Origin of the sequence: Alteromonas sp. 1_MG-2023 (genome assembly GCF_030547075.1) — a bacterium.
Classification (GTDB): domain Bacteria; phylum Pseudomonadota; class Gammaproteobacteria; order Enterobacterales; family Alteromonadaceae; genus Alteromonas.
In genome coordinates this window covers 1-12,549 of record NZ_JAUOQH010000029.1, presented here as the reverse complement: position 1 = coordinate 12,549, position 12,549 = coordinate 1, and the positions used below count along the sequence as shown (strand labels likewise).

At 43.4% G+C, this 12,549-nt stretch carries 11 protein-coding genes and 4 tRNA genes; 3 read left to right on the top strand and 12 right to left on the bottom strand.

Translation table 11 applies throughout. The features are described 5' to 3' along the window. Positions 1-95 precede the first annotated feature (95 nt). Together Q4561_RS19485 and Q4561_RS19480 are read right to left on the bottom strand one after the other, a co-directional pair. Positions 96-2,618, bottom strand: coding sequence for an ABC transporter permease (locus tag Q4561_RS19485; protein WP_303462920.1), 2,523 nt, complete (start codon positions 2,616-2,618; stop codon positions 96-98). A 15-nt stretch (positions 2,619-2,633) separates the two neighbouring features. Continuing rightward, complete coding sequence (locus Q4561_RS19480) at positions 2,634-3,332, bottom strand: ABC transporter ATP-binding protein (protein WP_303462919.1); 699 nt, start codon at positions 3,330-3,332, stop codon at positions 2,634-2,636. A gap of 17 nt (positions 3,333-3,349) precedes the next feature. Here Q4561_RS19480 and Q4561_RS19475 point away from each other — a divergent pair, with 17 nt between their 5' ends. The 3 genes from Q4561_RS19475 to Q4561_RS19465 all read left to right on the top strand — a co-directional run bounded on the left by Q4561_RS19475 (position 3,350) and on the right by Q4561_RS19465 (position 5,324). Next, positions 3,350-4,006 (top strand): arylesterase, encoded by a 657-nt coding sequence (locus Q4561_RS19475; protein ID WP_303462918.1) that lies wholly within the window; start codon positions 3,350-3,352, stop codon positions 4,004-4,006. Between the two features lie 68 nt (positions 4,007-4,074). Beyond that, a complete protein-coding gene (locus Q4561_RS19470) occupies positions 4,075-4,263 on the top strand; it encodes a hypothetical protein (protein ID WP_303462917.1) in 189 nt (62 codons plus the stop codon). Positions 4,264-4,343: 80 nt separating this feature from the next. Beyond that, entirely contained in the window at positions 4,344-5,324 is a 981-nt protein-coding gene (locus Q4561_RS19465) for a hypothetical protein (protein WP_303462916.1), read from the top strand. A 541-nt stretch (positions 5,325-5,865) separates the two neighbouring features. On the opposite strand, the gene Q4561_RS19460 is transcribed toward Q4561_RS19465, so the two are convergent. The 10 genes from Q4561_RS19460 to Q4561_RS19415 all read right to left on the bottom strand — a co-directional run bounded on the left by Q4561_RS19460 (position 5,866) and on the right by Q4561_RS19415 (position 12,432). Then, positions 5,866-7,143: an amidohydrolase family protein gene (locus Q4561_RS19460; protein ID WP_303462915.1), complete on the bottom strand. Its 1,278-nt coding sequence runs from the start codon at positions 7,141-7,143 to the stop codon at positions 5,866-5,868. Beyond that, positions 7,140-8,567 (bottom strand): amidohydrolase, encoded by a 1,428-nt coding sequence (locus tag Q4561_RS19455; RefSeq protein ID WP_303462921.1) that lies wholly within the window; start codon positions 8,565-8,567, stop codon positions 7,140-7,142. The genes Q4561_RS19460 and Q4561_RS19455 overlap by 4 nt, the downstream gene beginning before the upstream one ends. A 126-nt stretch (positions 8,568-8,693) precedes the next feature. Next, a complete protein-coding gene (gene dusC / locus Q4561_RS19450; RefSeq protein ID WP_303462914.1) occupies positions 8,694-9,632 on the bottom strand; it encodes a tRNA dihydrouridine(16) synthase DusC in 939 nt (312 codons plus the stop codon). A 232-nt stretch (positions 9,633-9,864) separates the two neighbouring features. Then, positions 9,865-10,038 (bottom strand): DUF1289 domain-containing protein, encoded by a 174-nt coding sequence (locus tag Q4561_RS19445; protein ID WP_303462913.1) that lies wholly within the window; start codon positions 10,036-10,038, stop codon positions 9,865-9,867. Continuing rightward, positions 10,038-10,268, bottom strand: coding sequence for a hypothetical protein (locus Q4561_RS19440; protein WP_303462912.1), 231 nt, complete (start codon positions 10,266-10,268; stop codon positions 10,038-10,040). The genes Q4561_RS19445 and Q4561_RS19440 overlap by 1 nt, the downstream gene beginning before the upstream one ends. A 66-nt stretch (positions 10,269-10,334) precedes the next feature. After that, positions 10,335-11,261, bottom strand: a complete 927-nt coding sequence (locus tag Q4561_RS19435) for a M14 family metallocarboxypeptidase (RefSeq protein ID WP_303462911.1) — start codon at positions 11,259-11,261, stop codon at positions 10,335-10,337. A gap of 128 nt (positions 11,262-11,389) precedes the next feature. Continuing rightward, a tRNA-Glu gene (locus tag Q4561_RS19430) sits at positions 11,390-11,465 on the bottom strand. Between the two features lie 226 nt (positions 11,466-11,691). After that, a tRNA-Glu gene (locus Q4561_RS19425) sits at positions 11,692-11,767 on the bottom strand. A gap of 165 nt (positions 11,768-11,932) precedes the next feature. After that, a tRNA-Glu gene (locus Q4561_RS19420) sits at positions 11,933-12,008 on the bottom strand. 348 nt (positions 12,009-12,356) lie between these two features. After that, a tRNA-Glu gene (locus Q4561_RS19415) sits at positions 12,357-12,432 on the bottom strand. Positions 12,433-12,549 lie beyond the last annotated feature (117 nt).

Genomic DNA, 12,549 nt, shown 5'->3' with positions numbered 1-12,549 from the left:
AGTGTGTGTCCAACATTTTAATGGATTGGCTTAAAAATTTTTAGCCATTAGAAATACACAACTTAAGTGACTGTCCAATCGTAAGTTCGAAAACGTCAAACCATCTTCCTCAGCAGTGCTGATGTATTTAACGTAAGCAAACGCCAGCAGCCAATGGCACCTAGAACGCCTACCACAATTGCTCCAACGATAGGTGCTATTACCCAGTATTCAAAATGTAAGCTTGCTGTCATTTGAAAAACATTAGTCTGCAACATATACAAGCTGAGCTCATTAGCCAGCGCTGCCATGAAACCTGCAACAACACCTATGATCACAAACTCAAACACCACACTTTTGCGAATTAAACTGCCTTTAGCGCCTAGCGTTCGCAATATAGCTAACTCTTGTCGTCTTTCATCCATACTGGCTTGAACCTGAGCAATCAAGACTAAACTGCCTGCTACAAGCACTAATACCAAGATAAACTCAATGGCCACCGACACCTGATCGACAATATCCCTTAGCTGGTTAATTCTGGCATCTACATCGAACATAGTGATAGACGCAAATGGCTTTAACAACCCAGTAAGTTCTGATTTCTGGGCTTCGGGTAAATAGAAGCTGGTGATATAAGTCGGATTGAATGCTGCCATGGCTTCAGGTTGAATAACAAAGAAAAAGTTAGGCTGCATGGTTTGCCAGTTCACTTTTCTGAAGCTAGTGACTTTTGTTTTAATAATTTCGCTGCCCACATTGAATGTCAGCATATCGCCTAACTCAACGCCAAGTCGCTCGCCTACGTCGGTTTCTACTGAAACGGCGAATACGCCGTCATCTAATGCTTCAGAGTTATCCCCATGCCATTTACCACTGGTAATCTCGTTCTCTTTTTGTAACGAATTACTCCAAGTTAAATTCGCTTCACGTCCAAGTCCTTGTCTACCTTCAGTGTTTGAATCGTCCTCTTTAGACACTTCGGTATTCACAGTGTCATCATTCACTGCAACAAAGCGACCTCGAATTACGGGGTAAAATTCTTCGATGGTAATGCCATTTGATTTAAAGTGTGTGTCCAATTCTGCTTTTTGATTGTCGGTTATATTAATCAAAAAGTAATTGGGGGTACCTTCAGGCAACTGAGAACGCCACTGCGATACCATATCGTTGCGCATTACTAATACAACAAGCAACAACATGATAGTGACTGAGAAACTAATCAGCTGAACACTATTCTCCATTGAACGGCGTTTAATCCGTGCCCAAGCAAGTTGCCAAGGGCCCATTTTACCCGAACCAAACTTGCGGCCGGCTGCAATAAGCAGGAAGGTAGCGCCAAGCAGCCCTGCCACTAACACCGCACCAGAGCCAAACAAAATAAGGCTTATCATTAAATCTTGGCTGTAAATCCACATCAGTAGAAAAATAGCGCCACCCGATGCCACGTATTGGATAGTTCTAGAACGCAAATTGGTGCTTAAATCACGGCGAAGTACCCGCAGTGGAGGAATTGAAAATAACTGCATCAATGGATAAAGCGAGAACAGTAGTGAACACGTGGCACCAGTGAAAACAGCTATCAGCACGGGTCGCCAGTGCCAAATTGATAACGCCACATCAACCTGTTCAGCTACTAACCACACTACAACTTGCTGGCCAATGAAGCCCATTATTAACCCAATAATAATGCCGAGCCCTGTAATAAACAGAATTTGTAAAAGATAAATTCGGCGTATTACCTGCTTTGTAGCGCCTAGCGTTTTCATGATAGCAACAGGGTCGAAGTGCCGTTGACTGTAGCGCTGGGCTGCAACCGCAATTGAAACTGCAGCAAGCACAATGGCTAGCAAACTCGCCAATAAGAAATAACGCTCTGCTCTAGCAACCGAACGCCCTATGGCCGAATCGTCATCTTCAACAGTGCGCCAGTTATGCAAATCATCTTGTAAGTTAGGAGTCAGCCAATTGTAATAAGCGCTAATAGCACTGCTATCGCCCTCAAAATAGCCTACATAACGAGCTCGGCTTCCAGGTCCAGTTATAGCAGTTGCATCCAAATCGGACAGTCTAATCATGGCAATGGGGTCGGTATTAAAAACACTGAACCCTGCATCAGGAATATCAACCAGCACTTTGGTTACAGTGAATTTAGCATCACCAATTTCAATGCTGTCGCCCAAATTAAGCTTAAGGGTTTGAAACAGTAAAGACTGCAACCACACTTCGCCTGGGTTCGGTAAACCTGATGCCGCTTCCTTTTGTCCGAAGGGCGCATCGGTAATATTAACCTCCCCCTTCAAAGGATAATTTTCATTAACAGCTCGAAGATCTACCAGCGACATTTCATCTTCGTGAAACACCATCGACCGAGTAGTCACCTGCTTTGCCGTGTTAAGCCCCTCGTCTCGAGCCTGCTGTAACCAAGCCTCATCAATGGGTGTATCAGAGCGTAACTGTGCATCAGCTGCGATAAATGCCGCTGAGCGCTCTTTTAAGGCACCTTGTAATCGCTCACTAAATAGTGACAGTGACAACACCGCTCCTACCGATAACACAATTGCCAATAGAATGATGGTTAACTCTCCGCGCTTCGCCTCATGACGAAACAATCGCCATGCCAAGGTCGATGTCGTACTCATTTATAGGGCCTCCATCTATACGGCCTCTGTACGCTGTATCGGCGATACTACGGTAGACTCAGTCAATTCACCCGCTTGCATGGTTAACTGCCTGTCACACTTATCGGCAAGCTCGTTATCGTGGGTTACCAATACTAATGTTGTACCTTTCTCACGGTTTAGCGCGAAAAGAAGCTCTTCTACTTTGTGACTGTTTGTTGCATCAAGATTTCCGGTCGGCTCATCAGCAAAGAGAATTTTAGGTGAGGTGATAAAAGCTCGTGCTATAGCTACACGCTGCTGTTCACCACCTGAAAGTTGATTTGGGTAATGACTTGCACGATGACCAATGCCTACTTGTTCAAGAATTTTACTCGCCATCTGCTTTGGATTTTCTAAACCCGCAATTTCAGCCGGAAGCATCACGTTTTCTATGGCCGTTAAACTTTGCACCAACATAAAACTTTGAAAAATAAACCCAACTTTTTGGCCACGAAGTACCGCACGGGCCTCTTCATCCATAGTATGCAATGGTTCGCCATCTAAAAAAATCTCCCCTTCGGAGACTTCATCTAAGCCGGCCAGCAGCCCTAATAGAGTAGATTTTCCTGAGCCTGACGCACCGATGATGGCAACGGACTCACCAGACTTGACTTCAAATGAGATAGGATGAAGGATCTCAAGCGTACCTTCGCTCGTAGTTACAGACTTAGTTACTTTGGATGTTTTTATCATATAGGGGTCATCAATTCGTGATTTATCGTTTTCGCAGCGCCGTTTTGTTCACACTGCTTTTATTAATACCGTTATCTGCATTATCAGATCAGACCGATACTTCCGTTCCCAATAATTCAGCTAAATTACTGATTCTAGGTGACAGCCTATCTGCTGCATACGGGTTAGATCAACAAGAAGGTTGGGTAAGTTTGTTACAAAAACGCTGGCATGACGAGAATATATCGATCGATATTGTAAATGCTGCGGTAAGCGGTGAGACCACTGATGGCGGTTTAGCTAGGCTTCCAAGGTTAATAGAACAACATTCTCCAAGTCATATTCTAGTAGAACTTGGTGGTAATGATGGCCTACAAGGGCACAGTATCAGTAAAATTAGAGACAATTTAAGTGCTATTGTTAGCCTAGCAAAATCAGACAATACCGTCGTTTTTGTGCAAGATATGCAAATACCCACTAATTACGGTAAGCGCTATACGCAAATGTTTAGCGATACTTTTGAGACTGTGTCAGCGCAACAAGAAGTTACAAAAATTCCTTTCTTTCTTGAGGACATAGCACTTCAAAAAGACTTAATGCAACGTGATGGCATTCATCCAAACGCAGAGGCACAGCCAATGATCGTCGATTTTATGTTCGAAAAATTGACGCCTTTGATCTTAAATAAACAATAACGTGTGCTATGCTTTTAAACTTATAATGTAAATGCTAAAGCAAATAACAGCTTAATTTGGAGATTGTTATGGACGTTTCATCAGCAACGTCATCACCAGTATCAAATGTACTTCAGTCGCCGCGTCAAGAACCGTCACGACAGGTTGACCAGCAACGTGTTAGCCAGCAAACTGAAGTAAGTGCCCCTCAGCAGACGCAACAAGCAGCGCCTGCTACAGATAGTCGTGTGGGCTCGCGTATAGATACCTACGTTTAGTCACAAAACCCGCCCTAAGCACAGTAGTTTATTAATGCATTTCCAGCATAATTATTTCCAAATTACTCGGAGATATGGAAATGCCGCTACCTCGATACAAGCAAGTCAATTTAGATGTAACGCCCTATTATCACTGCACATCACGCTGTGTACGGCAGTCGTACCTTTGTGGAATTGATGCCAGTACAGGCAAAAACTACGATCACAGAAGACAGTGGATTGTAGACAGACTACACAAGCTCACCACAAATTTTGCGATTGATTTGTGTGCTTATGCCGTAATGCACAACCATACCCATGTTGTGTTGCATATCGCGAAAGCTAGAGCTGAACATTGGAGCATGGACGAAGTACTACTTCGATGGAATAGCTTCTACAAATGCCCTTCTTTGGTACATCGCTACCTTGATGATGAAAGTCGAGATTCATTGTCTGAGGTAGAGCTCCAAAAGGTTTCTGAATTAAGCGAAATTTATAGGTATCGCTTATATAGTGTCAGTTGGTTTATGCGTTTGCTGAATGAGTTTATAGCTCGAAAGGCGAACAAAGAGGATGAATGTACAGGCTACTTTTGGGAGCGCCGATTTAAGAGCCAAGCCATATTATCAGATAATGCGCTAGCGGCAACCATGGCTTATACCGACTTAAACCCAATTCGCGCCAACATAGCCAAAACTCCAGAGCAATCAAATTTCACCAGTATCCAATATAGAATTAACGCGATGAAGGTGAATAAAGTACCGGCTCGGCTCATGCCATTTACCGATCAGGTTCGTCCTAGTGAAATCAGCCTACCATTCAAACTTAACGACTACTTGGTATTGGTAGATGAAACGGGTCGTATTATGCGCCCAGATAAAAGAGGCGCTATTCCTCAAAAAATGAAGCCTATCTTAGAAAGGCTTAAATTATCTGGAAAATCTTGGATGACCCTTTCAAGCAAACTCGAACAGAAGTTTTCAGGTCCTATTGGCTCTCCAGATAGAATTACTGTATTTGCCTCAGCATGCAGTTACGGAAGAAAACCCAATATTGCTAATGCCCGAAGGTATCTTCAATAGCTTCGAGGGCTAATGGTAGTCATTAGCCGAGTTTAAAGTTTGGAATAATTAAGATACAAGTTACTCATAATCGCAGTAGCCGTATTTATGTATATGTCGATTTCTAATTCTGCAACCGTTTCCCCCTCAAAAAGCCACTCTGCTTCCCTGCCAGTAAAGTATGTTTTTAAATAAACATAGTACACCAAGACTTTCGGCTAAATTGTGTACAGAGCACTACCTGTTCAAGGCTTTAACTTTAATTTTTTGTACTTTTTAGTACTTTTTAGGACAGTCACTTAAAAGAATTTGAATGACTGTCCTAAAATGTTTCACCTGAGAATTTATCATTCAATTAAATTTAAACAAAAGCAGCTTGTAGATTGTGAGGCCTTATAAATATTAAGTCGTCATCATAAGTCATAGTCGGACACACACTTGTATATTTAAGTGTGTGTCCTAATTATTAGAACTTCAATGACACGAGTGGTATGTAAAGCCTAAACTTAGATATCTGTCCAAGGAGACACCTCTGTCCAAGACCGCCGATTAAATTTAAAACCTACTCGCGGAAATAATGTGATGGTGTCTTTTTATCCCCAGCCTGTAAAGATAAGTACCTATCACGAAGTTTTGTTTGTCTAGATTCCATTTTTATTGGTTTGCCATCAATAATGACGACTTCGGCTGCTTCAGTTACCTCTAGAGGGTCGCCAGACCAAACTACTAGGTCGCCACGGGCTCCTTCAGTTAGCACCCCAAGTTTGCCTTCCATCCCTAATATTTTGGCAGGCACACTTGTCAAGCTTGCAATACCCGCTTCATGGGTCATGCCATTAGCCACAGCGTTACCTGCGTGCTGTGCCGCTAAGCGGATATTGTGGGTATCCATACCTATAGCAACATCAACACCTGCTGCTTCTAATCTTGCGCCATTAGCCAGCGTCGCGCCCATCTGTTCAAACCCTCCAGGCAGATTATATTCTGGGTCGATGATCACAGGAATATCGGCGGAAGCTAAAGCATCTGCCTCTCTCCACGCTTCAACTGCATGCACTAAAACTACTTTAATAGAAGGGTGACGCTCTTTAAACGCAATAACTTGACGAATGTCAGCCGCACTATCAGCACTCATGAAAAGAGGAACCTCTCCACTTTGTACGCGCTTAATGACATCTACATCACTTCTAGAGTTAATGCCATACCATGGTTTTTCAGGTGAAGTATCACTACCCGCTTTTGCAGCCTCTTCTAAAACACGCTCTAACAGCACCCATAAAGAGGCTCTTGTACCGCCTGATAACTCTGCACCTTGACTTCCCACATTCACAGTCATAAAGGCAGACTGCTTTAATATAGGTGACTGTCCATTTAGTGAGATAACCGCACCTAGTCCTCCAAACAGATATTTAGAATTAGTAATGGTAGTCGCTGCGGATGTCATACCTTCTAGTCGAGTAATATTTATCAGTGACGAGTCAGGATTTACGCCATAACTCACATCTAGCGCAGCACCAGTATTACTTACTTGTGATGTTTCAACACTTGCATCAACAACACCTGCAGAAGAAGAAACCTCAACAAGCCCTAAAGAAGTAAAAGCGCCTACAAACCCAGGCGTTACTACTTTCCCTCTAGCATCAATTATAGTGTACCCCTCTGGGGTAGCACCATTAGAGGTAACCGATTCGATAAGCCCATCGTTAATTAAAACCGTGGCATTTTCAATTGTTCCTTGAGAGCTCATGGTGAACACTTTACCGCCAACAACCGCAATACTTTCGCCTAGAGAGGGTAATGAAAATAGAGTCAAAGCACTGAGCATTAGTATATTTTTCATTTTTTATCTCCTTCACCCACTTGGCCTAGCTCAAAATCACTAACCGGCCAGCTGGCCTCATCATCCATTGAATACGCCAAACCACCGTCTATATAAACTTTGTCTGCTTTTGTGTATGAAGAAAAAGGATTACCACTCCACAACACAATATCAGCCTGCTTTCCAACTTCTAGTGAACCGGTTTTATCGAACACTCCCATAGATTTAGCTGGGTTAGCTGATAACCACAGCCATGCCTCTTCTATAGAAATGTCTATCCCAGCTCGTTTTCCATCTGACCATGCTTTAGCGGCTTCTTGATTTAAACGCTGAATTCCCAAGTCGCTGTCTGAGTGGACAATTGCACAGGCTCCTGCATTATGAACTGCAGGAATGTTCTCACGAATACCATCGTAAGCTTCCATCTTGAAGCCCCACCAATCGGCCCACATAGCTGAACATACATTGTTCTGTTTAAGTGTGTCCGCTATCTTATAGGCCTCTACGGCATGGTGAAAGGTGCTTATTTGGTAGTTAAATTCCTTCATTACATCCATCATTACCGCCATTTCATCTGCGCGGTAACAGTGCATATGAACGCGGATATCACCATCAAGAACACCCGCTAAGGTTTCTAGGTTAAGATCACGTTTTGGTGCTTTGGGATTCGAACCGTCTTTGTATTCTTGCTCGTAGCGCTCCCATTTACGCTTATAATCCTGCGCATCAGCCCACGCTTGACGGTAACCCGCTACATTTCCCATCCGTGTAGCTGGACCACCTTTATTGCCATAAACCCGCTTAGGGTTTTCACCGCAGGCCATTTTCATGCCATAAGGTGCATCTGGAAACTTCATCGATTGCATAGTTCGGTTTGGTACGTTTTTTAGTACCACTGAGCGCCCGCCAAACAGGTTGGCTGAACCAGGTAAAATTTGAAGTGATGTTACTCCGCCCGCTAATGCACGGTTGAAACCTGGATCTTGAGGCCATACCGAATGTTCAGCCCAAACTTGTCCCGTGACGGGGTCAGTCTTTTCATTACCGTCAGAATGAGAATGTGTAGAAGGTGACGGATACACGCCTAAGTGACTGTGATTATCGATAATACCAGGTGTAACCCACTTTCCTTCCCCGTCAATGGTTGTTACATTCTCAGGCGTTTCGAGTGTCTGTCCGTTTTGAATATCTGCAACTGCTTGGACTTTGCCATCAGCAAAATAAATTGCACCATCTTCGATTATATTACCTATTCCGTCGAGGATGGTTACGTTAGTAATCACCGTAGGCTCACCCGCTATAGGGACATAGGTACTGGGATATGGATTTGGATTGATTTCGACTTTTGGATCTTGCGTGTTTTCTTCAGTATTTTGGTCGCCGCAGCCACTTGCAATAAGAGAAAACGCACAAGCCAACGCCAGTAAAGGCCTTGATGATTGCAGTTTCATGATATCCCCAGATAGGTAGTCGTTTATATTTATTTTATACTTACGCTGCGTTAAACAACAGCTAAAACCAGATTACCAAATCGGGGGAGTGAAACAAGTTGCATTGTTTATATTAGAAAATTAATGTGATGCTTGCCTCGCTAACACATCTACAATTTCTTGGGATTTAGATAAGCGCCTAATATCGTTGAACAACAACTCAGCTTCAGGATATTGCCTTTTTAAATAGCCACACCACTGCTTTATTCGATTAGGGTAATACTTACCCTTATCACCGTAAATTTCGTAGCCTGAATAGCGAATAAGCAATGCGGCCACATCTTCCCATGCCATAGCCGATTCGCCATTTCGAATACTCCTTGCAAGATTTGGCATAGCGAGTGCTCCCCTGCCTACCATCAAATTGATACAACCAGACTGTTCTTGGCAACGCATAGCCTCTTCCGCATTCCATATTTCACCATTAGCCACTAACGGAATATCGGTATTTTGTTTTATTTTAGCAATCCATTCCCAATAAGCTGGTGGCTTATAGCCTTCCGTCTTCGTTCTGGCGTGTACTACTAGCTCAGATGCGCCCGCTTCTTGTATGGCGATGGCATTTTCTACAGCAAGAGATTTATCTTCAAAGCCCAAGCGAATTTTGGCAGATACTGGCTGCTCAGTTGGAACTGCTTCTCGAACTGCTTTAACTATGTCATACAGCGCTTGCGTTTCTTTTAGCAGAACCGCACCACCTTTGCTCTTGTTAACCGTTTTTGCTGGGCAACCAAAATTTAAATCTACACCGGGCGAGCCTAAATCTACCGCTGTATAAGCATTTTCTGCTAACCACTGTGGATGCTGCCCTAATAATTGAACGCGCACCGGCACCCCATGAGGAGTTTTGCCGCCGTTGTGTAGTTCAGGGCATAATTTGTAGAAAGTTTTATTGGGAAGCTTTTGATCTACAATTCTTACGAACTCAGTCACACACTGATCGAACCCACCCACATAGGTAAGCATATCTCGCATTAGATGGTCGACAACACCTTCCATAGGCGCCAGCATGATTTTCATAACTATAATTTCGCTAAAACTGAGTGGTTAAAATGGACGCGAGAGTGTAGCAAAGAGCGGGTTATATGACCATGCTATTTAAGTTTCAAAAAAATTGTGTGATAAGTGTGACTGTCCAACTTAAACTTGAGTGTGTGTCCAAATTAACTCATGTGACTGTCCAAATCGAACTTGCTCAAATCGAACTTGCTCAAATCGAACTTGGAGTGACTGTCCTTCCTTACCTACTAGCCTAACTAGAGTGTGTGTCCAACTTTTGGGTTTGTAGGCGGATGAGGATGTTTTGTTTTTGCTGTGTGCTGTAGCTCGACCAACTAGTAATTTCTTTAATAGTGCGTTTACAGCCAGTGCATACATCGTCGGCGTCTAGCTTACAGTTGGCAATACAGGGTGAAACGATACTCACTAATACTTGGCCTCAAGGTTTGGTTTATTACTGGAGTTTTCTTTAGCAACGAGAGAGGCATGTAATATAGCATCAATCACTTCTTGCGTTGGCTCTTTAGCGGTCCACATGCAAACATGCACACCAAACTTCGCATTCAAGAACGCGTCGAACTGGGTTTTATTTTCATAATCACCCTTTACCAGTTGTTGTGTATAGCCATCATAAATTAATGCAGAAAATGTAAACACGTAAGCCTCCTCATCGAGAAGGCCTAATATACATCTAGACGTCTAAACATTCAAACATCTAAACGTCTATTTCAAGTATTCCAACGCTGTAGTGATCACAGCCACTTGGGCAGCATTACAATTTTCAGCCGTGGCATTAACGCTATCGGGATAAACTTCTGTGGTGGTTACAAACTTTGCATCTGTCATGCCACCACAAAGATACAATGCTTTTTTGTCGTAACAAATCACACCTTCAGACAATAAGTCAGCACCTATAATTTTTCCGCTTTCATCAGCAGGCGCAATATGAGTTACCTGCTTAACGGCCTCGATAATAGCTTCCTGAAATGCTTTTTGAGGATTCGTGGAATTAGCCACTAAATAAAAACCATCAGGAATGTTCCAGTTATCATGGGTAACAGCGTCTCTTGCTGCTAAAGCAGGCCTAAACTCACTGTTATCCGTATCAGTGGTTTCATGTAAGTCGACATGCAATGTAAATGGTAAATTCAACGATTCAACAAATGCCATTAGCTGCGCTGATTCCGGTGCTGGAGAATTAGGATAAAATGAACGATTAGGATCTAACGCATACTGATCCCAACGGTTAATCGTCTCATAACCCCAAGGACTCACACATGGAACCACAATGATGGTGAAGTCATCTGCATACTCACTTAGCTTAGTATTAATAAACTGAAGCGCGCCCTGCACCCCACTGGTTTCATACCCGTGTACACCGCCGGTAACTAGCACTGCTGGTTTGGCTGCGTCGATATTTTTAGGGATATTCTTAGGTATATTTTTAGGAACTATGGCATACAACGGGTATCGAGACTCATCGTAAGGCAACGCGCCATACTGCTTTAATTCAAACCCTTCAGGAATGCCGTCTAATTGCTTAAGTACTTCATCGTTGTAAGAGCGCTTAATAGTTTGGCGCTGCTTCCACTCTTCTTTCTCTTCTGCACCCCAAGGCTTGCCTGGCGTGCCGATAGGATAATTTTGCATAAATAACCTCTTTGTTAACACGGCTATATTATCAAGATGGTATTGGTTTGTATGTGGAATATCGATAAGAACGGGAGGAATTAAGGTGTAGAAACGAAAAAGCCAACCCGAAGGTTGGCTTAACGATATGGCGTCCCCAAGGGGATTCGAACCCCTGTTACCGCCGTGAAAGGGCGGTGTCCTAGGCCTCTAGACGATGGGGACAAAAAATCTTCTTTCAAAAGCAAGGCTTTTGAGATTTTTTGTAAGGTGAAGCGAGCTCTGCGAGCTGAGCGACATTATCCTTACAATCAATCAATTTCTGTAAGGAGAGGTGAGCTCTGCGAACCGAACGACCTTATTACCTTACAAAAACAAATTTTTGTCGCTGATAGTAACTTTGCAATCACTACCGGCCTATTTCACAGTTACGGACTGTGACACCGGAAAATGGCGTCCCCAAGGGGATTCGAACCCCTGTTACCGCCGTGAAAGGGCGGTGTCCTAGGCCTCTAGACGATGGGGACAAAAAATCTTCTTTCAAAAGCAAGGCTTTTGAGATCTTTTGTAAGGTGAAGCGAGCTCTGCGAGCTGAGCGACCTTATCCTTACAAAAACAAATTTTTGTCGCTGATAGTAACTTTGCAATCACTACCGGCCTATTTCACAGTTACGGACTGTGACACCGGAAAATGGCGTCCCCAAGGGGATTCGAACCCCTGTTACCGCCGTGAAAGGGCGGTGTCCTAGGCCTCTAGACGATGGGGACAGAAATTTTGCTAGTGAAGTAAACTTCACTAAATTTCTGTAAGGTGAGGTGAGCTCCGCGAACCGAACGACCTTTTCTTACAGAAGTACTAAATTTTTGTCACTGGTAATTTCAAAGATTACCGGCCTAACTTAACTCAAAAGCTACGCTTTTGAGATTTTTTGTAAGGTGAAGCGAGCTCTGCGAGCTGAGCGACATTATCCTTACAATCAATCAATTTCTGTAAGGAGAGGTGAGCTCCGCGAACCGAACGACCTTATTACCTACAAAAACAAATTTTTGTCGCTGATAGCAACTTTTCAATTACTATCGGCCTATTTCACAGTTACGGACTGTGACACCGGAAAATGGCGTCCCCAAGGGGATTCGAACCCCTGTTACCGCCGTGAAAGGGCGGTGTCCTAGGCCTCTAGACGATGGGGACAAAAAATCTTCTTTCAAAAGCTACACTTTTGAGATTTTTTGTAAGGTGAAGCGAGCTCTGCGAGCTGAGCGACATTATCCTTACAATCAATCAATTTCTGTAAGGTGAGGTGAGCTC

Excerpts from the sequence above, each read along its gene's own strand:
- Q4561_RS19480 (WP_303462919.1), bottom strand. The coding sequence starts at position 3,332 with ATGATAAAAACATCCAAAGTAACTAAGTCTGTAACTACGAGCGAAGGT.
- Q4561_RS19470 (WP_303462917.1), top strand. The coding sequence starts at position 4,075 with ATGGACGTTTCATCAGCAACGTCATCACCAGTATCAAATGTACTTCAG.
- Q4561_RS19460 (WP_303462915.1), bottom strand. The coding sequence starts at position 7,143 with ATGAAAAATATACTAATGCTCAGTGCTTTGACTCTATTTTCATTACCC.
- Q4561_RS19485 (WP_303462920.1), bottom strand. The coding sequence starts at position 2,618 with ATGAGTACGACATCGACCTTGGCATGGCGATTGTTTCGTCATGAGGCG.
- dusC (WP_303462914.1), bottom strand. The coding sequence starts at position 9,632 with ATGAAAATCATGCTGGCGCCTATGGAAGGTGTTGTCGACCATCTAATG.
- Q4561_RS19435 (WP_303462911.1), bottom strand. The coding sequence starts at position 11,261 with ATGCAAAATTATCCTATCGGCACGCCAGGCAAGCCTTGGGGTGCAGAA.
- Q4561_RS19465 (WP_303462916.1), top strand. The coding sequence starts at position 4,344 with ATGCCGCTACCTCGATACAAGCAAGTCAATTTAGATGTAACGCCCTAT.